Raw genomic sequence first — 23,051 nt, forward strand, 5'->3', positions numbered from 1 at the left:
CGTATCAGCAAGGAGAGAACGATATGCGTTTATTAGTCGTCGAGGATAATATTTCTTTATTACAATCTATAGTAGAGATAGTAAGTGATGAATTTGAAGCAGATAGTGCTTCGAATGGTGAAGATGGCTTGTATTTGGCACGTCAGAATATTTATGATGCCATTTTATTAGATGTTATGCTACCAGGGATGAATGGATTTGAAATTATTCAGCATCTGCGTGAGGAAGAAAACCATACACCTGTATTGTTTTTAACAGCGCGAGATTCTTTGGAGGATCGTGTGAAGGGACTAGACTATGGCGGAGATGATTATCTAGTTAAGCCTTTTCAAGCACCAGAACTTATGGCTCGTATCCGCGCCTTGTTACGTCGAAGTGGAAGTCTTACGATGAGTCAAACTTTAGTATATAAAGGTATGGAATTGTTTAATAAAGAAAAAAGTGTAACTATTGATGGAGAGGCAATTAAACTAACATTTAAGCAGTATGAGCTTCTTGAGTATATGATTCAAAATAAAGGAGTCATTTTAACAAAAGAACAAATTTATGATCGTGTTTGGGGCTTTGATTCAGATACTACCATAGCCATCGTCGAAGTATTTGTCCATCATTTACGTAAAAAGCTAGAACCATTTGGCTATCACAATGACATTAAAACGATTCGTGGAGTCGGATACATGTTAAAGGAGTAATCATATGTTCAAACGCACACAGATTAGACTTACTCTTTTGAATTCTCTTATTTTTGTAATATTAATAGGTACGTTAGGATTTACTATTTATTATTATATGCAACAACGGTTATATAATGATGTCGATAATTCTTTACAATTGGTTATAACTCATCAAGAGGGAACGAACAGGGATTCAGGTTATGTAGAAAAAAAACCGAAAGATTTCGGGATTTCACATGATCCACGCTTGTCCATTATTATTCGAGATGAAAAAAATGAAATTATCGCAACTAAGGGTGATATGGGTTATTTGTTACAATATGAATCTACGATAAAACCTAAGGAATTAAATAAAATTCAAAATATGCAGGTGGGGAATTTCACATTTCGAACATTAACGGTAAAAGATGATACGACTGGCACTACCGTACAGACACTTCGAAATATCGACTCAGAAAATAGCTTACTAAATCGATTATTGCTTATTATGCTAATTGGATGTGGAATTGGTATTTTATTTGCTGTGGCGGCTGGCTATTTCTTGGCAAGACGCGCTCTTGTACCGATTCAAAATGCATGGAATAAGCAGCAAGAATTTGTATCTGATGCTTCCCATGAGTTGCGAACACCACTTGCTGTCATTCAATCGAAAACAGATTTATTGTTTCGATCTCCTTCTTCTACCATCCAAGATAAAGCACTTGATATTTCTATTATTTCTAAGGAATGCCGGCGGTTGACCAAGCTTGTTTCTAATCTGTTAACGTTAGCACGTTCTGATTCTAATCAGATTGAAATGGAAAAGAAAGAATTTAGTTTAAATGAACTATTCGAAGAGATTATGAACTCCTACGAGGATCTTGCTACTTATCAAGATAAAACATTACGCTTACAAGTGGATCAAAATCTTGTTTATGTAGGAGATAGAGAAAAATTACATCAATTACTTGTTATATTACTTGATAATTCCCTAAAGTATACGAAAGCTGGTGGAACAATTATTCTTTCGTGTACGCAAAGTTCTTCACATATTACACTCCAGGTGGAGGATAATGGAATAGGAATTGCCGAGGAGGATATACCGAAAATATTTGATCGCTTTTATCAGAGTGATCGCGCAAGAACATTGGCAAAGGGAGCCGGACTTGGTCTTTCCATAGCAAAATGGATTGTGGAGAAACATCAAGGGAAAGTAAAAGTATACAGTCAGCTTGGGAAAGGAACACGATTCGAGGTTGTGTTTCCCAAGCATAAAAAAAAATAAACATCTTGTAAGCTGTCGTACATTTTCTGGGAATTGTAGGACAGCTTTTTTATTAGATTGGTCGAAGAGTACAGCAAATGTAGTTCGATAATGGGAAAGATGAAATTGCAAAATAGTGTTATTTTTCCTATAAACAGTCAGCCTTTTTATTTTATGAATGACTAAACGTAAAAATTGTCATATTATGAATAAGGTACATGCCTACGTTCAGAATGTTTTCATGAACTTTCACATACGATTGTGAAAAAACGGCTGTTTCGTATACACTAGAATAGTCTTACATATTAGATGATGGAGGAAATTAGAAATGCAATTCGATCATCAAACGGTAGTAAAATTTCTTGAGGCCATTGTTTTCGTTGGAGCACTATTGGCTTTGTGGTCATCCATTACAAATTTCAGCAGTGTTAAGCGTTTTTTAATAGGACGTCCCATGCGTACGGCAGAATTACATGCACAGCATACAAAATTACTCTGGTTTATTGCACTCCCGATATTATCTGCTGATTTGTATTCATCCGTTTCCTATGGACCGGAATCAGGTATAACGGAGCTTATAAAGTTAGGTCCAGATGCAAGATGGATTATTTTGCCGATAACTATATCGACCGTTGTGTTGCTTGCTATTTTAATTCTTTCTTATATTATGGGGATTTGGGCTTATCCGAACGGTGGCGGTGCCTATGCTATTGCAAAGGATAACTTTAAACCTAGATACGTCGCATTAATTGCATCTAGTTCCTTGCTTATTGATTATGTGCTAACAGTTGCTGTATCTGTATCAGCGGCAATGGAGGCTGTTGCATCTGCATATCCTGTTGTTGCTCCGTATGAGACAATACTAGCTATAAGCTGTGTGTTGTTTCTAGTAGTCGTGAATCTTAGAGGAGTTGCAGAATCTGCCAAGTTATTTGCTTGGCCAACAATAGGTTTTATGATATGTATGCTTATCCTTATTTTCACCGGCTTTTTTGATGAACTCAATCATGGTTTTGTACAGCCTCAAACACCTTCCTTTGGTACGGTGCCGCAAGGATTAACGACATTGCTTATACTAAAGGCATTTAGTTCAGCTTGTTCAGCACTTACTGGAATTGAAACGATTTCAAATGCCGTTCCTGTTTTTCGAGAACCACAGCAGAAGAATGCAATTAAAACGTATATAGCATTGGGAACAGTAACAGCAATAACATTACTAGGATTTTCATATCATTTATATGTTCAAGGTATTTCGCCAAATCCGCAAAATACGATGCTTTCACAATTAACTGGCATTTATTTCGGACATGGTGTTGTGTATCAAATTATTATTTGGTTTACATTTATTGTTCTAATATTGGCTGCAAACTCTACATTTACAGGATTTTCTCAACTTGCTGCGATTGTAGCTGCAGATGGATTTCTTCCTCGAGGCTTGTCAAATCGTGGAGATCGCCTCGGTTATTCTAACGGCATCATTGTTTTAGCTGCGTTAGCATGTATTTTAATTATTACATTTCGTGCTAAAACGAATGCACTTATTCCGCTTTATGCCATCGGAGTATTCTTATCCTTTACGGTTGCTCAATTTGGATTAATGCGGCGATGGAAACGAGTGAAAGGGTCGAATTGGAAAATAAAGTTTGCAATCAATACATTTGGAGGGATACTTACTTCGGTTGTAGCCGCTATTTTTGCATTTACGAAATTTACAGGCGGAGCATGGGTCGTTCTTATTGTTCTTCCAGTAATCATCTTATTTTCGTTAGCAATTCGAAATCATTATGATAACATTGCCGAACAATTGCGTATCGATTTAAACCTTACACATCCAACCGCAAATAAAGTAGTAACCCTTGTTCTTGTATCTGGTGTGCATCAGGTTGTCAACAACACATTGTCCTTTGTTAAGGGACTAGATGTTGACCCAATAGCGGTATATGTAGGATACGACGATGAATCAACGGAAAGAATGGAGAAGAAATGGAAGGATTGGGGTTCTCCTTGTAGACTAGTTGTATTACGGAGTAAATACCGTTCTCTTCTTGAACCATTAATGCGTCTAATACGTGCAATTGAATTAAAAAATGAAGAATCTGTTACTGTTCATGTCGTTATACCGCAATTCATTCCAAGAAAGTGGTGGCATAATTTATTACATAATCAAAGTGCACTTATGCTAAGACTTTGGTTGTTACGTAATAAAGATATTGTCATTACATCAGTTCCTTTCCATCTTCAAAAATAGGAAATTATTACATGTGTATAAAAAGTAAAATGAGTCAAAAAGGAAACTCCTTTTTGACTCATTTTTTATTTTCTTAAGCTAAATTTAAGAAATGTTATTCATACTTATTATGAGGCAAGAATGAATTTTACATAATTGTTGGAATGTACGTTTATGAAATCTTCTATGCTCGGTTAAACTTTACATATAGAGTCTCTTAGCACGCAAGCTGACATGTAATCGACATAAACGAAAGATACAATAAGGTTAAGGAGGGATGCGTTATGAAGAAAGAGGTATTGTCTGGTATTTTCATTACATTGGCTGCTGTAACCATTAGTAGCATAACGGTATGGGCTAGCCAAAATGATGCTACACCGACTTCTTTGCCAAACAATAAGCAAGAAGTGAAAATAAACTCCAATACGCAAGATGTTATGAATAAGGCAAAAGAGCTGGGGATTGCAACAGAAGGCAAAGATGTGCTTTTGTTAGAGAAAGAGACACGGGAAGCCGAAGTGATTAAGGAAGCCAAAAGTCTAGGCATTGATACGAATGGGAAAAATGTAGATAACTTATATATAGAAATATATGAAACAAAAATGAAAAATGAAGCAAAGAGCTTAGGAATAGCAACGGATGGGAAAGAAGTGTCCGAGCTGATGAAAGAAATGAATGATAAAAAGCTAATGCAAGAAGCAAAACAACTCGGAATACCTACAGAAGGCAAGGAGTCATCTGCAGTAGCTGAAGAAGTGTACGGAGCGAAGCTGAAGGAAGAAGCAAAACAGTTAGGAATTCAAACGGATGGAAAATCCCAAGAAGCGATTATCCAGCAAGTTGGCGAAGCAAAAACCGTAAATGAAGCGAAATCGCTTGGAATATCAACGTATGGAAAAGATATTTTCCAGTTGGTTACAGAAGTCAGGGATACAAATACGAAGAAAGTCGCGAACGAACTTCACATTGATAGTAATGGAAAAAGTACGGATGATCTTATAAAAGAAATTACTGCTGTAAATCCTGATAAAGCGAGTACAATTGAATTTTCACCATGGACCTCTACAAATCAAGAAGAATTGTATTATTATTTGTTGCCAGATTCGGAATAATAAAAAATGGCTAGAGCCTATTCAAGGCCACTGAAAAAGTACTATTTTTCAGTGGCCTTATTTATGAATTAGGAATGGAAAAATCTAGCTTGAATTTAACCCGCTCATGGGAAAAAAGCTTGCGAGCGGTAACAAAATGGTCGCACAGATAAGTAACCACCGCACCTGTTTTTCAAAGTTCATGTTTTTTCATGGCCTTGCTTATTCCAGTCATTTTTTTGTTAAATATTATCGAAAATTGCATAACTGTACTGTTTGACTGTACGCTTTTTGGTATGGTAACATTACATAATATAGTAAGATGAGGAGGTGTCTTCATTGGGAATGTGTACCGAATCGGAGAGTTGGCGCAAATTACTCAAGTTTCAAAGCGAACCATTGATTATTATACGAATCTAGGTCTGTTGCAACCATCTCGTTCTGATTCCAATTATCGCTATTTTGATGAAACAGCATGTAACGAGCTCCACTATATTGAACAATATAAAAAGCTTAATATGCCACTTTCGCATATTAAATTGCTGCTTGAACAAAAGCGAAATCCCGTATATGAAGACAGTTCAGTCGGTGAACAATTGGATGAAGCATCATTTCACATTTATCAATTAGAAAAAGAACTATCAGAATTACACTCACTTGTGGACGGACTGCCAGAAAATGAGCGGAATGTCATGATGAAGCATATATCTGGGAAAGCTGTTATGCTTATTAATTCCTTAACATTATTTTTAAGATGAATTTCGGTAGAAAATTAGAATACATTGGACATAAAGAAATGAATGTTTGCTCAACTTGGATGAAGAATAACTGATATATACACAGGAGGTGAACACCTTAGTTCTTCGAACTAAGGGAATTGCTTGGAGATATTTAATTTGGTCATGGTGGCGATATTAATCGCTTTTACAGGCTTCTTCGTGGCTGCCGAATTTGCAATTGTAAAAGTGCGTAGTAGTCGAATTGATCAACTGGTCGCAGAAGGGAAACGAGGGGCGATAGCAGCAAGGAAAATAATCTCTAGTTTGGATGAATATTTATCAGTTTGCCAGCTTGGGATTACCGTCACTTCACTTGGTCTCGGGTGGTTGGGAGAACCAACTGTATATCATTTGCTTGAGCCATTAATGACACAATTGAAACTTGCTGAGGCTGTTGCAGGAACCCTTTCGTTTTTCATCGCGTTTTCATTGATTACATTCCTGCACGTCGTTGTTGGGGAGTTAGCACCAAAAACACTTGCAATTCAAAAAGCGGAACAAGTAAGTCTGCTATTCGCACGACCTTTACTATTCTTTTATTGGGTAGCATATCCCTTCATTTGGCTATTAAATTCTTCTGCCCGCGTTGTGGCAGGAGCATTTGGCCTTAAACCAACCTCTGAACATGAAGTTGCCCACTCAGAGGAAGAGCTTCGTTTAATTCTTTCCGAAAGCTATGAGAGCGGAGAAATCAATCAGACAGAATTTAAATACGTGAACAATATATTTGAGTTTGATAACCGGGTTGCGAAGGAAATTATGGTTCCACGTACAGAGATAGTCGGATTATATATGAATGATCCTGTTGAAGAACATATGGAAATTATTCAAAATGAAAAATACTCTAGATATCCAGTATTTGGTGAGGATAAGGATGATATTATTGGAATGGTTAACGTAAAGGACTTTTTTATTCGTTATATGAATGGGTCCACCGAAGAACTGGCGTCGGTACGTAACTTTATGCGTCCTGTTATTGAAGTAATGGAGACGATTCCGATTCATAATTTGTTATTGCAAATGCAAAAGCAACGAATCCCAATGGCCATTCTCTATGATGAATACGGCGGTACGGCTGGTTTGGTTACTTTAGAGGATATATTAGAAGAAATAGTTGGGGAAATTCGGGATGAATATGATGAAGATGAAAGCCCGCCAATTCAACATATTTCTGACTACCATAAAATTGTAGATGGAAAAGTACTAATTAGTGAAATAAATGATTTATTCGGATTGCGTATGGATGAAGAAGATGTAGATACAATCGGCGGTTGGATTATGATGCGAAAGCATGCTATTCAAGAAGGTCAGCTTGTAGAAGGAGATGGGTATTCATTTAAAGTGCTAGAAAAAGATTCCCATCAAATTAAACGAGTGGAAATACGTAAAATAGAAATAGAAGAGCAAGCGGCAACCGTTTAAAGTTGTTTGCTTGCTCTTTTTTTGCTTTTTGAATATGTAGAACTGGTTTCTAATCAATGTTACTCCATATTTTTTAATACTTTCTCACGTACAGCTTGTATATGAGACATTTTATTGTCCCAACAAGCTTGACTTAAATCGACTGGATATTCCTCTGGATTTAACATTCGTTTGTATTCATCCCAAAGTAGGCTCAGATTACTCGCAGCATAGGCTTGAATGGTTTGAATATCAGGTAGTTCATAAACTGCTTCGCCGTTTATGAAAATATCGGTATGTAAATCCTTTGCTTCAAAGTTTGTTATAAATTTACGCATGTATGTATGCACGGGATGAAACATTTTTAATCGTTTCTCGAATTGCGGGTTTTCTGTTTCAAGCGTAATATAGTCTCCTTCTGCATGACCATTCTCTTTATTTATAATTCGATATACATTCTTTAAGCCGGGTGTAGTTATTTTTTCTGGATTGGACGAAATTTTGATCGTGTCGACCATTTTACCATGTTCATCTTCAATAGATACCATCTTGTAAACAGCTCCAAGAGCGGGTTGGTCAAAGGCTGTAATAAGCTTTGTTCCAATTCCCCAAGCATCTATTTTCGCACCTTGCGATTTTAAATGCATGATTGTATATTCGTCTAAATCGCTGGATGCAACAATTTTCGCATTAGGAAATCCTGCTTGATCTAACATTTTACGAGCTTTTTTTGATAAATAAGCCATATCACCGCTATCTAGTCGAATACCAATAAAGTTAATTGTATCTCCTAGTTCCTTTGCAACGCGAATGGCGTTGGGGACACCTGATTTTAAAGTATCATATGTATCAGCAAGAAATACGCAATCCTTATGTGTGCTTGCATATTTTTTAAAGGCTATATATTCGTCTCGGTAGGCTTGTATAAATGAATGTGCATGGGTGCCAGATACAGGGATGCCAAATAGTTTTCCAGCCCGTACGTTACTTGTTGAAGAAAATCCACCAATATAGGCTGCTCGCGTTCCCCATAGCGCAGCATCAAGCTCTTGTGCACGGCGTGAACCAAATTCCATTAACACATCATTGTCAGCAACTTGCTTCATACGAGAGGCCTTGGTTGCTATTAATGTTTGATAGTTCACAATGTTTAGCAATGGTGTTTCGATAATTTGTGCTTCTGCGAGAGGTGCTTCTACTCGTAAGATGGGTTCATTTCCAAAGACAAGTTCCCCTTCATGCATGGAGCGAATTGTACCCGTAAATTTCATGTCTTTCAAATAGGCTACAAAATCTTTCGCATAGCCTAATTCATTTTGTAAATAGTCAAGATCAGTTTCAGAAAACCGGAAATTTTTAATGTAGTCTATTACTTTTTCAAGACCTGCGAATAGGGCATAGCCATTGCCAAAGGGCATCTTTCGAAAATATATTTCAAATACTGTACGACGTTCGTGTATGCCATCTTCAAAGTACGCTTGTGCCATGTTAATTTGGTATAAATCTGTGTGCAATGCTAAACTGTCATCTTCATATCGTTTCTTCATGTATTTGTCCTCCGTTACAACGTTCTATTAATAGTAGCAGGAATGGGGAGGGGCGAACTTCAACAAAATTAGAAGTTTCTCTCCTAATAAGTATGTGCTATCTGTAACCATACATTCCAGATAGAATATTCATTTTCCTGTTTAAACTTGAAAAACAGTATAAAAAGTGGGAGGATTTTGTTCAAAATGCTTTGATTGTGGGAAATCATGTCCATCATCTTTGTTTTTTTGTATACTAGAATTATAGAGGTGATAAAATGAAGTACCTTCGTTTTCTATGGATTACAATGCTTATTATATTTTTATTAGGTGGTTGTTCTCAGTCTACACAACTGCAGCACACAACTACGAGTAATCCAAAAAGTACAGATAAAATATTGGATGAGATGGAAGGCCCCCCTAATAATGGGCATACATTAGAACGTCATGTTGGAAAAACAGATGAACAGCTAAGACAACGATTGCAGCAGGAAAGTGTATCGGCAGCTAGTACATATTATGATAAGGCTAGTGCAGTAAAGGCTGTAAATGAGGTACTAGCAAAGCATGATCAGGAAATCCAGCAATGGCTGAAAGATGGAAAGCAAGACCGTCTAGTATTAAATACTCATCATACTTTCTCGACTGGGAAGTCAGTGCTTCGCAAAGACATGAAGGTTCATGATAATGTTATGGATACTGTAACGGTTCTTGCCAAAAGTTCTACAAACTCTCGTGGTTATAGTCTATTAACTTCATATCCAAACTTATAATAAGGTGGGATTCCTTTGTATTTACAGTTCAAGTATTTTTTACAGGCGTATTGCACGCTGAGCTTGTATGAAGAGGAAATGTGGAATGTGATTCAAGAATTTAAAAAGCATGAGAGTGATGAAATCAAGGGACAACTGGGTAAAGAATTGCAATCCATTAAGAATGAAGAAGCATGGGATATGGTAGTAGAGTGGATTCAGAAATATGGAAATAGAGAGTTTTCAAATGAAAGAGCGAAAGAGTGGATCTTATTACTTATAAGTGAATTACAAAATAAAAAGGCGTAAGCATTTACGCCTTTTTGTATGTGCTTTTTGAAATACGGCCGTTGGAAATGACTACACCGTTTTGTGTAACGGTTTTAAAGGTGTCCACGTATATTTTATCATTCGTTTCACTTGTAACTTGAGAGGAAACTTGAACACTTTTTCCAGTGGAGGTTCCAAAAATTCGAACAACTGCATCATTGTTTTCAACCATAGCTTGAATGTATATATAGTGTCCAGTATTATTTTTAAATTTAAAGTCTGGACCATAATCAGCAACCGTAGCATCTTGACCGAGTGGCACGTAATGAACAGGAAGAGAATGATTGCTTCTTGAAACAATGGATAAATCTGCTCGTAACACTGCTCCGTATAGTGTGCTACTTACTTGGCAAACACCGCCGCCAGCACTTTGTTCCACTTTTCCATCCACGTAGATTGGTGCAGATTGATAGCCGTGATCCGCATCAGTAATGCCAACACGGTCGTTAAAACTAAATTCTGCGTCTGGTGCAAGAAGTACGCCAGATAATGAATTAGCTGCACGTGAAACATTAAACACTTGACTACCGTCTCTTCCACCCGTAGATGTATGATATTCTCCAATTACAGTTTGGATGCCCATATTCTGCATGTCTTCCGTTGTATGTTCTGGTTTTACGGTAACAATGGGCAGTGCTATATTCGTTGATGCATTTTTAATAGCTTCTGCTGTTAATGTGGGCAGCTGGCTTTTGTCTACCTTCGAACCATCCTTACTTGAAGTAATGGAGATGTTCGTTCCATTAACGGATAATGAAGCATTTTCTGGCTTGGTTAACAGATCATTGTATTTATCTTTTATAAATTCATCGTATTTAGCAGTATCTAAATAGGGCTGCACATGGTATTGTCTGTTTAATCCAACACTTTGTGCTTTTTTCCGTAATTCATAGCGATCAAGTAAAGAGCCTTGCTGTTCTTTAAATAATTGATCTACAATCTCTGTTCCATTGTACCCGACACCTAAGTCCTTCCAACTATACGTGTTAGTTTGGTCATTTAAAGTGTATGTAATCTTTTGTTGATTGTACTGGTCTACTTTTTGGTTAATAATGGTTCGAACTTCGTCCTTTGTTTTTCCATCTAAAGATATACCTTCAAATGTTGTATGAGGCAAAACGTAGGTATCCATCTCTTTGTTTAAAGTAGAAGCATAGCTATATCCATAACCTCCTAATGCAGCGAGGCCAATCCCTCCAGCAACTATGGAACCTATAATGTATTTACGAACTGCCATTTGATTCCCCCCTAACTTGTAGCAACTCTTCTTGCTGAAGAAAAGCTCTTCATTTTGTTTACTAGTATACTATTAAATTTATAAACTGTGTAACAAAAAGATTAAGAATGTTACGTCATTGTAATATTTTATCTTGGACGCATTTATCATATATGTTAATTATAAACGAAAATAATCTAAATTGTTATAAATTTAGATTATTTTGTAAGTACATGTAATAAATTATATTTTTTATGTATGCAAACATAAATAAAAAAGCAGAAACATGCTAAGAATCTGCTTTTTCTAGTTATTATGGAGTGGAATTCTGAATAGAATTATCTCCCATATTTAAATGTGCTCGTAAGATATTTGTAGTATTTCTGAGTTCAGCTTCATTTGGAACGTAGTAATAAATGTCTTGTATATATTGATCTTCGCCCTTAACTTGTAGCTTCTCTATCTGTAATGGGGACGTGACCATATTGTTCGCAATTTTGATCATATCATCAAGTGTTAAATTTGTTTTTACATCACTTCCAATTGCATCCATGATTGTTCCTAGTTTGCCTAGCGTTTCCACCGATTGTGCCTTTTTAGCGATTGCTTCGAACACGATTTGTTGTCTACGCCCTCTCATATAATCACTGTCAATATGCCTTGTTCTTGCTAAGGCTAGAGCCTGTTCACCATTTAAATGATGCTGACCTTTTTGCAGGGTGATCGCATTCGCTTGGTCAAGACTATTTTGTTCTGTCGCATTAACAGGAACCTGTACATCTATACCCCCTAGTGCATCAACAATTTTCGTAAAAGACTTGAAATTGAATTTTACATAATAATCTACCGGAACATTTAAAAAGTGCTCTACCGTTTGAATGGTACTATCAACCCCGCCAAACACATGCGCATGAGCAATTTTATCCTTCTTTTGGCGTGACGAAATATATACATAGCAATCTCGAGGTATACTAAGTAATTTGACGGACTTATCATGTTTATTAATGGTTGCAAGTAAGAGGGCATCCGTTCGAATTGCGTCTCCGTATTCTTTATATCGTTCGTTGCTTTCGTCTACTCCCATAATTAATAGTGAGAGATTCCCTGATAGCGGTTCTACTGCTTTTTCTCTTTGTTCTGATACCGAGCCACGTTCTAGGTCTTTATAGGAATGATCTGTAACGGCCTTTACTTTCATGTATAAATATGAACTGTAACTAACAGTACCTATAAAAAGTAGAGAAATGAAGACAAACAAGAGTATATGGCCTTTTTTTCTACGATGATTATTCGTTCTGTCTTGTTGTATAGTTGCTATTATCATTACCCTCCTTTATTATATTGCTACAAGCTGTATCAAGATGATTATTCTAATGCAGAAAAATATGGAATGGCTGTATAATATAATATAGATTTTACAATTTAGGCTGATTCCAACAATATAGCCGCATAAATTGTGTAAAATAGTGAAATGAAATGCTTATTGAGTAGAATACAGTGTTTTTTTATAGGATAAACAGTTAAAATAAAGATATTCATGAGAGGAAGAAAATGAATTGGAGCTACTTAGAATTCATCATACAGCAATCATTTGTTCTGACTACGCAGTATCCAAGCATTTCTATGTAGATCTACTTGGGTTTTCTGTAATAAAGGAAACATACCGATCAGAGCGCCAGTCGTATAAACTTGATTTAGCAGTAAATGGTGAATACCAAATTGAACTATTTTCGTTTTCAAATCCACCCAAGCGTCCTAGTTTCCCAGAAGCTGCTGGATTACGACATCTTGCATTTGAAGTAAATGATGTCGAAGAGGCAGTAAATGAACTGAATGCGAGAGGAGTAAGTACGGAAGAAATTCGAATTGATTCTATTACCCATAAAAAATTTGTATTTTTTCATGATCCAGATCAACTGCCGTTGGAATTATATGAAGCATAAAGCTTTTTATACGGGAAAGATTTTAAGGGAGTTTGTTTTAACAAAATGAGGAACAATACAGGTACTTAATTTTTTTGAAATACAGGAGGTGACACCTTAGTTTTCGGACTGAGGGTCTTTGTTGGACGGATGGAACTTATTATTTATTGTTTTAATTATTGCAATTGCAGGATTTTTCGTTGCAACTGAGTTTGCAATCGTGAAGGTTCGAACGAGTCGAATTGATCAGCTCGTTGCAGAAAACAAAAAAGGTGCGTTAGCAGCTAAAAAGATTATTTCAAATTTAGATGAATATTTGTCGGCAACGCAGCTGGGAATAACGATTACTTCCCTAGGTCTAGGTTGGTTGGGAGAGCCTACGGTTTACCACTTAATTGAACCGTTACTTGAAAAAGTAAAGGTAGCACCTGCCATATCGAATACCATTGCGTTCGTTATTGCTTTTTCTTTCATAACATTTTTACATGTTGTTGTAGGTGAATTGGCACCGAAAACTTTAGCAATCCAAAAGGCAGAACAAGTGGTATTAGTTTGTGCGAAGCCACTCCTTTACTTTTATAAAATCACATTTCCGTTTATATGGATGTTGAATTCATCAGCTCGTTTTATTGCAGGTTTGTTTGGCCTGAAGCCTGCTTCTGACAATGAAGTTGCGCACTCAGAAGAAGAATTGCGTCTTATCTTGTCAGAAAGCTATGAGAGCGGAGAAATTAATCAAACTGAATTTAAATATGTGAATAATATTTTTGAATTTGATAACAGAATTGCAAAAGAAATTATGGTTCCTCGTACTGAAATTGTTGGTTTATATGCGGAAGAGCCAATGGACGAGCACATTCATACAATTCGAAATGAAAAGTATACGAGATATCCGGTATTTGGAGAAGATAAAGATGAAATTCTAGGTATGGTTAATGTAAAGGATTTTTTTGCTCATTATATTAATGAAGAAGATCAAGCATTTGAATCGATTCAATCCATAATGCGCCCAGTTATAGAAGTTATGGAAACAGTACCTATCCATGATTTGCTAATCCAAATGCAGAAGAAACGAATACCACTAGCAGTTTTATATGATGAATATGGTGGAACAGCTGGGATTGTTACGCTAGAGGATATTTTAGAAGAAATCGTTGGAGAAATTCGCGATGAATACGATGGCGATGAAAAGCCGCCTATTCAGGATGTGAATGATGATTACAAGATATTAGATGGAAAGGTACTCGTAAGCGAAGTAAATGATCTTCTAGGTGTAAATATAGAAGAAGAAGATGTGGATACAATTGGTGGCTGGATTTTAACCCAAGACTCTACTATTGCATTGGGGCAAACATTTCGAGTAGAGGATTGGATATTAAAAGTAACAGAACTAGATTCACATCAAATTAAACGCGTAGAAGCGAAGCGTCTTCATAAAGAAGTACAACTAGAGGTACCATCTTTGTAAAAGCAGGTTATTACCTGCTTTTCGTTTGAATGAATAGAATCCTTTTCATTGAAAAAAAAGAAGCATTTCCTTACAATATGGGATAATACATGAAAAGAGAAGGTGGGAATTTGGATTTATTTGTTACAACAAAAACCCAGCATCATATGATTCAACAAATTGAGCAGCTACTGCCGAAATTTGCAGAGCGTGAGTATACCCTTGATGAGTTAGGTTCCTTTCCATTTCAAAACATAGAAGACCTAAAACATATTGGCTATACGATGCAAACTGTACCCACAGAATTTGGAGGCGGAGGGATTTCCCTTTATGATTTCCTACTATTTCAAGAGAAAATAGCGGAGGGCGATGGTGCAACGGCTTTGTCAATAGGATGGCATATGGCAATTGTACTAGAACTAGCAGAAACCAAGGCTTGGGATCAAGAAATCTTCTTATGGATGTGTGAGAACATTAACAAGGGAGCACTTATAAACCGTGCTGCTTCTGAGCGAGCTACTGGAAGTCCTGCACGCGGAGGAAAACCAACCACCACTGCTAATAAACAAGACGATGTATGGATCATTAACGGGCGTAAAACATTTACTTCTATGTCACCAGTACTTGATTATTTTATTGTTACGGCAACGATTGCAGATACTGATGAAGTTGGTGGCTTTTTAATTCCACGTGGGACTAGCGGATTTTCTATTGAAGAAACATGGGATAGCGTAGCAATGAGAGGTACGGCAAGTCACGACATTGTACTTGACGAGGTAAAAGTACCTCTTTCTTATTTAGTTGAAATAAAAGGAAAAGGCAAGGTAAATGGCTCCCTTCTTCATATACCTGCCTGCTACTTAGGTATTGCAAAAGCAGCCTGTGAGTATGCTATCACATTTGCTAAAACTCATCAAAATAATAGTATACAAGAGCCGATTGCAACTCTTCCTAACGTTACAAGATTGATAGGAGAAATGGAAGTAGAACTCATGCAAGCGCGTCATTTCATGTATAGTGTGGCACAGCAATATGATCGAGGCTATCGTCAAGAGATAAAAGGAGAACTAGCTGCAGTTAAATACGTTGCAACGAATGCAGCCATTGCAGTAGTTGATAAAGCAATGCGAATTGTAGGGGCTAGAAGCTTATCAGCTAAAAATCCATTACATCGTTATTACTTGAATGTAAGAGCAGGCCTACACAATCCACCAATGGATGATATCACCCTATCTCTGCTGGCAAAATTAGCGACAGAGGAATAAGAGCCGAGAGTAGAATTTGATGTCTACTCTTGGCTTTTTTTATTTATTTCGCCAGCACATCTTACTCCATTTCCTTTATTCATAAAATTGTAATAAGATCAGCTTTACATTATACCCATAAGGGTATATGATGAGCTTGTAAAAGATGCTTATACGTGTAAAAAGGGGGCTTTACTATGAAAATTATAATTGTTGGAGGCGTTGCCGGTGGCGCAACTGCAGCTACGCGACTTCGTCGTTTAAATGAGGAAGATGAAATTGTCTTGTTTGAACGCGGGGAATATATATCATTTGCGAATTGTGGATTACCTTATTATATCGGAGATGTGATTCAAGAACGAAAGAAGCTTCTTGTTCAAACCGTAGAAGGATTATCCACACGATATAAGTTAGATATTCGTGTAAATAGTGAGGTAACTGCCATTCATCGAGATCGAAAAACAGTCTCCGTTATTAATAAAGAAAATGGAGAAAGCTATGAAGAGGAATACGATACTCTCATTCTTTCACCAGGATCAAAGCCTATAGTACCACCTATTCCAGGCTTGCAAGAAGCGAAGGCATTGTTTACATTACGTAACATTCCTGATACGGATCGCATAAAGGAATATGTGGATGAACAAAAACCGAAGCGTGCCGTTGTAATTGGCGGAGGCTTTATTGGAATAGAGATGGCTGAAAACTTAAAAAAACGTAATGTAGCTGTAACGATAGTAGAACGAAATAAGCAGGTTATGGGGCCAATCGATTTCGAAATGGCTGCCATTGTTCATAAAGAATTAGAAAAGAATGGTGTAGAGCTTATATTCGAAGACGGAGTAGAAGCATTTCAAAATGAAGGTGCAATCGTTAAGCTGACGAGTGGGAAAGAAATTGAAACAGATATGATTATTCTTGCAATTGGCGTTGTACCTGAAAATGGTCTAGCGAAGGAGGCAGGATTAGAATTAGGACTTCGCGGGGCGATCGTAGTCTCAGATACACTCCAAACATCAGATCCATCTATATACGCAATCGGAGATGCCGTCCAAGTTCGTGATTATGTAAATGGACATGAAACGTTTGTACCGCTTGCTTGGCCAGCAAACCGACAAGGCCGACTAGTTGCTGACTATATCAACGGAAAAAATGTGAAGTACAACGGTACAATGGGGACATCCATTGTGCAAGTATTTGACATAACTGTCGCAGCAACGGGAAATAATGAAAAAACATTACAACGTCTCGAAATTCCGTATGAAGTGGTACATGTACACCCAGCAAACCATGCTACCTATTATCCAGGGGCTGCGCCGCTTTCATTAAAGCTTCTATTCAATAAAGAAACAGGGGCTATTTACGGTGCACAGGTCGTTGGAAAAAAGGGTGCGGATAAACGAATTGATGTAATTGCTACGGCAATCAAAGGAAACCTTACTGTATTTGACTTGACAGATTTAGAAATTGCTTATGCTCCTCCTTTTGCATCTGCAAAAGACCCGGTTAATGTGGCCGGATATGTTGCATCGAATGTTGCAAATGAAGAAGTAAAAACCATACAATGGTATGAAATCGATGAACTAATTAAGCAAGGGAACGTTCTAATTGACGTGCGAAATCCAAATGAAGTTGCCAATGGAAGTATTAAAGGATCTGTGAATATTCCGCTTGATGAACTTCGCGAACGTATGGATGAAATTGATAAAACACACACGGTTTATGTAACCTGTCAAATTGGATTACGTGGATACATTGCAAGTCGATTGTTAGAACAATATGGGTTTACCGTGAAGAACCTAGATGGAGGATATAAAACATATTCAAACGTATTTTGCTAAAAATAGAAGAGTATTTGACTGTTTTATTTCCAAAAGGGAACGCTATTTATTTTGAGTTTTGATACCCTGTATAGTAAAATGGTCACATATGAAAGCATAATGTAGATAATAAAGAAAACATATGGTAGGAGGAAGAAAGATGGCAATTGTACATGCAACTGATGAAACATTTAATAAAGATATAGAAAAGGGATTAGTATTTGTTGACTTTTGGGCACCTTGGTGTGGACCTTGTCGTATGGTTGGTCCCGTACTGGAAGAAATCGATAGTGAAATGGGAGATAAAGTTAAAATTGTTAAAGTAAATGTTGATGAGAATCAAGGAACGGCTGGACGTTTTAGCGTAATGAGCATTCCAACATTAATTTTATTTAAAGATGGGAATCCACTTGGTCAAATCGTAGGATTCCAACCAAAAGAAGCATTAGTTGAGATTTTGAACCAATATATATAAGATAGAAGTAATCTACTCTTTCATCTTAGTTTCTACTTTTACTAAGTAGAAACTAAGATGAAATGTGGGTTAATAGAGATAGAAATTGAGGGGAAACACATGTGTCAAAATCAGTTTGATTACCAAATTTCCGACGATGATGTTCAAATGCTACGTGCTCTCGCACATCCTTTGCGGTTACGTCTCGTTCAAGAGTTGATGAAGAGGGGAACGTGTAACGTATCTAAGTTACAAGAAATTTTAGATATTCCACAGTCTACCGTTTCACAGCATTTAACGAAACTAAAGCAAACCAAGGTTGTACAATATGAACGTAAAGGTCTAGAAGTGTATTATAAAATACATGATGAAAAAATTAACAATGTAATGAATACTTTATTTTCTTAATACGAAAAGAGTGAGTATGTCTACATTGCTTTTAACTCCTTTGACATTTATTGTACCCTGTAATACGATACCTCTAAAGGTATTGGTAAAGGAGAATTCGTTATGGAATACACACAAGAGATGAAAAATCGTCTAAAAAGAATTGAAGGACAAATTCGCGGTATCCTTCGTATGCTAGAAGAAGAACAGGATTGTAAGCAAGTAGTGACACAATTAAGTGCTGCACGTTCAGCTATTGACCGTACAATTGGTGTTGTTGTCGGCTCAAATTTAGAACAATGCTTACGAGGTCAAATGGAAAACGGCGAATATGAAAATCGTAATTTAGTGAAGGAAGCAGTGGAACTGCTTGTGAAAAGTCGCTAATAAAAAAAAGAAGGAGGATTGGCATGAAAACCATTTTACCACAAGAAGTAGAAAGTCAATTGAAAGCAGGTCAGTCCTTAAATATTATCGACGTAAGAGAGGACGAAGAAGTAGCACAAGGAATGATTCCATCTGCAAAACAATATCGTCTAGGTGATCTTCCTGTCACATATACAGAACTAGATCCAAAGAAAGAATATATTGTTGTCTGTCGTTCTGGTAGACGTAGTGCACAGGCATGTGCATTCTTAGAAGAAATGGGATTCTCAGTTACAAATGTTGAAGGCGGAATGTTAGATTGGACTGGGGACGTCGAGTAACGAGAGACGGTGAAAGTTGAGTGGAAAGTAGTACCACAGTATACAGACTGTGGTACTTTTTTGTGTTCAAATAGTAAAATGCAAGCATACATGTTCATAATAGGGAAACCCTAACAGAAGATAAAGGAAAGGAGGGACCATACTTTGCATGTAAATAGAGTGAAACAAATTCTTTCATCACCATCTTCTGTTAAAGTGGAATACAATGGGGTATCTGTTTGGATAACGAATTGTAACGAACAAACGGAAACAGCCCATATATATGATGTGGAAAATCCAAAAGAACAAGTAGAAGTTCCTATACAGGAATTACAGGAAATATAAAAAGGACGAGACGGCTTTTTTTGTCTCGTCCTTTTTGTTATCCCATCACCATTTTCTGTTTTTCTTATGAATAAGGATGTATATAACGGACATACTAATAGGGGAGGTGTAGCTATGGAAACGCATCATTTTTCATATGATAAAAGGCCAGCTTATTTAGTTGGCGGTGAGAATGATATTATCTTGTTATCTGATGAAGAGTACACGAGCATATGGAATGGAAATGTAGCCACACCTAAAGTTGTACATAAAGGCTATTTTTACAGTACGTATGATCAAGGATTGAATAATGGATTGTTTTTTGAAGATACCGCCAACATAATTGCCGAAGTGCGTAATGGACAGGTATATACTGTTAGCAAAAACGAGATGACACCTTTTGCTAGTGAAGGATAAACGAAAAGAGGAAGGGGTAAAACCAGGAATAAGGATTCTTGGTCTTACTCCTTCTTTTTCTGATCTATTGAATAATTCGCAGCAGAAGTTTTTTAAGTAATGGTTTGATTTTCATGCGCAAATCTTTTGCATGATTGGCTATTAGATAATGATAGTTATATATATTTTTCATTAGTTCTTGGGTCTCATCTTTTATCTCACCTTCTTCAATGAAAATCCCAATCACATCGATTCCCTTTTTACGAGCTAACTTTACTGCTTCATGGGTATCAAGTATCCCGTCTTGATGATAATCAAATGCAGATGGTTCGCCGTCAGTGAAAATAAGTAAAAATTTATGTTTTTCTGGTCGTTTTGCTAACTGCTCTGCTATAACTCGTATGATATAGCCATCTCGGTTATCTTCTTCTTCATGAAGTTGCATAATTTCAGGACCATGACCATGAAGAGAGGTTTCATATGAAATGACTTCATGAAGAACATTTGGTTTAAATTCCTTCTTGGCATTCGATGCATCTTCCCAGAATCCGTTGATCGCATGCGGAATCCGTAATGATTGCAGTGCTTCATGAAAAAGGACGACACTTTTCTTCGTTTCTTCCATTTTATTATACATACTGCCCGAACAATCGATAAGTAGACTGAATACTACATCGAGTTCTTTGGATTCATGCCCTTTTTTGAAAAACAGGCGCGGTTGCTTTTCTGTATAAATACGAAGGAACTTTTTTCGTAGTCGACCGTAAAATTTGTCAGCTACTGCATTTTGTTTATTTTCAATCGTTTTTTCAATGGTTTTTTTTAGCTCTTGTACGTCTTTTTTTACAAACATTTGAACCAATGCATACGTTTTTCTTTCCTCTAATAGAGGATGGCGTGCTTGTTTTACCGTATGAATAGCACCTATATTAAATTTGCCGTACTGATGCGTATTTATCAATGTAGGCCTTTTTGCAGACTCATCCTTTATTTCTTCCGGCCCTAAAGTTTGGCTACTCTTCTGTGAATGCCCTTTTACGGAACCAAGTGCTTGGTCCTGATCTTCAGACTCGCGTGCTGTGTTTCCTGTAATATTTGTTTTTGTCCCACGTTCTAATTCAAAACGTATATAATTCTCATGTTCATTGTTTTTATTCTCACGATGCCAAGTCGATAAGGATTCATCTATAGTGTCTTTCTTTTCTTCATCCTCTACTTGCTGCACGTCACAATTTTCTAATTTGTTATGAGATGGTTCGCTTTCGTTGGTGTTGGAAGCCTTTATAGGTGCAAGACCGAAATAGATATTAATCATGTCACTTGGCATATCTTCTTCGAGTCGATAGCGTATGTTTTCGATAATGCGCACTGTATGTTCAGTTGTCTGGGATTGATAGGATTCGTATAACATCGGTTGGATTGCTTCCCAGTAAGGGTTTGGAAAGCTAACATACGAATCGCTCGATAATGTCAGATAACAAAGACAAAATAACATATCAGCTTGAAAATTTCGGATACGGTTGACTTCAAATTGCGATTGAAAATAAGTGCGATATATTTCTGTTCTTCGTTGGAACAGAATCTTTGTGCCAGGACGATTCTGGATTACTTTCTCCTGTACACGAGAATCCTCAAGTAAAACGAACAATTGAGTTAGAAAACTTCGTAGGGGAGAATGTTGGATCTCTGTTGCAAACTCCCGTATTTTCCCCATATTACTGTTGTATTTGTATCCTAGTGCTTTTATATATACTTCACTTTTTAAACCTAGTACACGGTCAGCAGCAGGACGAGAATCCCAGAAGTGACTAATGACAACTGTATGGTCTCGTTCATCATAGTAAGCTTGAAATCCATACTCTAAGGAAGCATTCTGTTCTTTTAAAAGTGCGAACATAAGATTTTCTAATTGTAAGAAGAGGGAAGTGTCGATTTTTTTATCATCAAATACTTGTCTCATTAATTATTCCTCTGCAAAGTAGCTTCTTGCAAGCTCACGAATCGTTTCTTGTTCGGTTTCGTCATTCATTTTGCTTACAATACTACGTTCAATCGCACGTAATGTTGGAATATAGGTACTTAGATCACAGGCATCAATCATACAACGAATGCTTGCAGCTTCCTCACTAATGCGTCCGTCTTTGACAAGAGGGATGAGGTCACTTGAAAATTGAGTGAATTTCTCTAGTATATTTCTATTTGCCTGTTTGGACTCTGTAGCAAGCAACTCTGTTAACATTTCTCCTTGTATGTAGGGTACCTCAATAACAATGAAGCGATTTTTTAATGCTTCGTTTAGTTCACTTGTACCCACATAGCCTTCATTGATGGCAGCAATGACCCGAAATTCTTGATCTGCATTTACAACTTCTTGTGTAAATGGATTTGTGATTTGTCTTCGATAATCTAACGCACCGTGTAACAATGGTAATGTTTCAGGTTTAGCCATATTGATTTCATCTATATATAAAAAATGTCCGCGCTTCATTGCTTTCATTAGAGGGCCATCTACAAATACAACTTCAGCTGTCCCTTCTTTCGCTTTAAGAGTGTTATAACCTAGAATTCCTTCTATATCTAAATCAACGGAGCAGTTAATGCTATGCATGGGTTTTTGAAATAAGTAGGATAACATTTCGGCTAATACTGTTTTTCCACTTCCTGTCGGTCCTTTAAGCAGAATGTTTTTTCCGAGAAGTAATGCTGTAATGGCATCTTCAATAATGCTTGGATCTTGTGCTTTATACATTTTTCTTCCTACAAGGTTATGACTATCACTTTTTGTTTTATTTTGTTCATGAATCGTTAAAAGCTGTGTACGCAATGGTTCATGTAGGTGAATAGATTCTATCATTGTTTTACCACCAATCTATTTAATCATAGTGCCTATATAATACCTTGATTTTCTTTCTAGTGTAAAGAAAGGGAGTTTCTGATTCGCTGTAAAGATGTTCTGTGCCCAATCTCTCCGCACTTATCTTGCATATAGTGAAAAGAAACAATCATGAAGGAAAAGGAGGTGATTTTTGTGCCACACAATCAATATGGTGGATATCATCAAGGTGGACATCATCACCATGGAGGCTATCATCCGTATCCATTTGGGGGCGGATTTGCAGGGGGACTATTAGGAGG

Annotated in this window: 23 protein-coding genes; 18 read left to right on the forward strand and 5 right to left on the reverse strand. The window is 36.9% G+C overall.

The window, feature by feature from the left end:
* The first annotated feature begins 23 nt into the window (after window positions 1-23).
* From AC11ZT_RS06295 to AC11ZT_RS06320, 6 genes are all read left to right on the forward strand, one after another.
* Window positions 24-692, forward strand: coding sequence for a response regulator transcription factor (locus AC11ZT_RS06295; protein WP_484058801.1), 669 nt, complete (start codon window positions 24-26; stop codon window positions 690-692).
* Between the two features lie 4 nt (window positions 693-696).
* Window positions 697-1,938 carry a sensor histidine kinase gene (locus AC11ZT_RS06300; protein ID WP_484058783.1) on the forward strand — a complete coding sequence of 414 codons (1,242 nt, stop codon included), beginning with the start codon at window positions 697-699 and terminating at the stop codon, window positions 1,936-1,938.
* Between the two features lie 307 nt (window positions 1,939-2,245).
* The gene (locus AC11ZT_RS06305) at window positions 2,246-4,165 is read left to right on the forward strand and encodes an APC family permease (protein ID WP_484058784.1); all 1,920 of its coding nucleotides are present in this window, start codon (window positions 2,246-2,248) and stop codon (window positions 4,163-4,165) included.
* 263 nt (window positions 4,166-4,428) lie between these two features.
* Window positions 4,429-5,256, forward strand: a complete 828-nt coding sequence (locus AC11ZT_RS06310) for a hypothetical protein (RefSeq protein WP_484058785.1) — start codon at window positions 4,429-4,431, stop codon at window positions 5,254-5,256.
* A gap of 326 nt (window positions 5,257-5,582) precedes the next feature.
* Window positions 5,583-5,993, forward strand: coding sequence for a MerR family transcriptional regulator (locus tag AC11ZT_RS06315; protein ID WP_484058786.1), 411 nt, complete (start codon window positions 5,583-5,585; stop codon window positions 5,991-5,993).
* Between the two features lie 123 nt (window positions 5,994-6,116).
* Window positions 6,117-7,436 carry a hemolysin family protein gene (locus AC11ZT_RS06320; protein ID WP_484058787.1) on the forward strand — a complete coding sequence of 440 codons (1,320 nt, stop codon included), beginning with the start codon at window positions 6,117-6,119 and terminating at the stop codon, window positions 7,434-7,436.
* 59 nt (window positions 7,437-7,495) lie between these two features.
* Here AC11ZT_RS06320 and AC11ZT_RS06325 read toward each other — a convergent pair whose 3' ends face one another.
* A complete protein-coding gene (locus AC11ZT_RS06325; protein WP_484058788.1) occupies window positions 7,496-8,962 on the reverse strand; it encodes a nicotinate phosphoribosyltransferase in 1,467 nt (488 codons plus the stop codon).
* Between the two features lie 257 nt (window positions 8,963-9,219).
* On the opposite strand from AC11ZT_RS06325, the gene AC11ZT_RS06330 reads away from it, so the two are divergent.
* The gene (locus AC11ZT_RS06330; protein ID WP_484058789.1) at window positions 9,220-9,714 is read left to right on the forward strand and encodes an RNase A-like domain-containing lipoprotein; all 495 of its coding nucleotides are present in this window, start codon (window positions 9,220-9,222) and stop codon (window positions 9,712-9,714) included.
* Between the two features lie 15 nt (window positions 9,715-9,729).
* On the forward strand, window positions 9,730-10,002 hold the full coding sequence (locus tag AC11ZT_RS06335) for a hypothetical protein (RefSeq protein WP_484058790.1): 273 nt from the start codon (window positions 9,730-9,732) through the stop codon (window positions 10,000-10,002).
* 4 nt (window positions 10,003-10,006) lie between these two features.
* On the opposite strand, the gene AC11ZT_RS06340 is transcribed toward AC11ZT_RS06335, so the two are convergent.
* Complete coding sequence (locus AC11ZT_RS06340; protein WP_484058791.1) at window positions 10,007-11,260, reverse strand: VanW family protein; 1,254 nt, start codon at window positions 11,258-11,260, stop codon at window positions 10,007-10,009.
* 292 nt (window positions 11,261-11,552) lie between these two features.
* Entirely contained in the window at window positions 11,553-12,563 is a 1,011-nt protein-coding gene (locus tag AC11ZT_RS06345; RefSeq protein ID WP_484058792.1) for an LCP family protein, read from the reverse strand.
* Between the two features lie 232 nt (window positions 12,564-12,795).
* On the opposite strand from AC11ZT_RS06345, the gene gloA2 reads away from it, so the two are divergent.
* From gloA2 to AC11ZT_RS06395, 10 genes are all read left to right on the forward strand, one after another.
* Window positions 12,796-13,182, forward strand: coding sequence for an SMU1112c/YaeR family gloxylase I-like metalloprotein (gloA2, locus tag AC11ZT_RS06350; RefSeq protein WP_484058793.1), 387 nt, complete (start codon window positions 12,796-12,798; stop codon window positions 13,180-13,182).
* A gap of 121 nt (window positions 13,183-13,303) precedes the next feature.
* Window positions 13,304-14,629 carry a hemolysin family protein gene (locus AC11ZT_RS06355; RefSeq protein WP_484058794.1) on the forward strand — a complete coding sequence of 442 codons (1,326 nt, stop codon included), beginning with the start codon at window positions 13,304-13,306 and terminating at the stop codon, window positions 14,627-14,629.
* A gap of 89 nt (window positions 14,630-14,718) precedes the next feature.
* Window positions 14,719-15,873: an acyl-CoA dehydrogenase family protein gene (locus AC11ZT_RS06360; RefSeq protein WP_484058795.1), complete on the forward strand. Its 1,155-nt coding sequence runs from the start codon at window positions 14,719-14,721 to the stop codon at window positions 15,871-15,873.
* Window positions 15,874-16,049: 176 nt separating this feature from the next.
* Window positions 16,050-17,690, forward strand: coding sequence for a CoA-disulfide reductase (locus AC11ZT_RS06365; protein WP_484058796.1), 1,641 nt, complete (start codon window positions 16,050-16,052; stop codon window positions 17,688-17,690).
* 139 nt (window positions 17,691-17,829) lie between these two features.
* Window positions 17,830-18,144, forward strand: a complete 315-nt coding sequence (gene trxA / locus AC11ZT_RS06370; protein ID WP_379971224.1) for a thioredoxin — start codon at window positions 17,830-17,832, stop codon at window positions 18,142-18,144.
* 99 nt (window positions 18,145-18,243) lie between these two features.
* Window positions 18,244-18,531: an ArsR/SmtB family transcription factor gene (locus AC11ZT_RS06375; protein WP_379971225.1), complete on the forward strand. Its 288-nt coding sequence runs from the start codon at window positions 18,244-18,246 to the stop codon at window positions 18,529-18,531.
* A 102-nt stretch (window positions 18,532-18,633) separates the two neighbouring features.
* On the forward strand, window positions 18,634-18,897 hold the full coding sequence (locus AC11ZT_RS06380) for a metal-sensitive transcriptional regulator (RefSeq protein WP_379971226.1): 264 nt from the start codon (window positions 18,634-18,636) through the stop codon (window positions 18,895-18,897).
* 23 nt (window positions 18,898-18,920) lie between these two features.
* Window positions 18,921-19,217, forward strand: a complete 297-nt coding sequence (locus AC11ZT_RS06385; protein WP_484058797.1) for a rhodanese-like domain-containing protein — start codon at window positions 18,921-18,923, stop codon at window positions 19,215-19,217.
* A gap of 144 nt (window positions 19,218-19,361) precedes the next feature.
* Entirely contained in the window at window positions 19,362-19,541 is a 180-nt protein-coding gene (locus AC11ZT_RS06390; protein ID WP_379971228.1) for an H-type small acid-soluble spore protein, read from the forward strand.
* 114 nt (window positions 19,542-19,655) lie between these two features.
* Window positions 19,656-19,937 carry a hypothetical protein gene (locus AC11ZT_RS06395; RefSeq protein WP_484058798.1) on the forward strand — a complete coding sequence of 94 codons (282 nt, stop codon included), beginning with the start codon at window positions 19,656-19,658 and terminating at the stop codon, window positions 19,935-19,937.
* A gap of 64 nt (window positions 19,938-20,001) precedes the next feature.
* On the opposite strand, the gene AC11ZT_RS06400 is transcribed toward AC11ZT_RS06395, so the two are convergent.
* Window positions 20,002-21,876, reverse strand: coding sequence for a vWA domain-containing protein (locus AC11ZT_RS06400; RefSeq protein ID WP_484058799.1), 1,875 nt, complete (start codon window positions 21,874-21,876; stop codon window positions 20,002-20,004).
* A gap of 3 nt (window positions 21,877-21,879) precedes the next feature.
* Entirely contained in the window at window positions 21,880-22,770 is an 891-nt protein-coding gene (locus tag AC11ZT_RS06405) for an ATP-binding protein (protein WP_484058800.1), read from the reverse strand.
* Window positions 22,771-23,051 lie beyond the last annotated feature (281 nt).

It is taken from the genome of Ectobacillus sp., assembly GCF_056992975.1.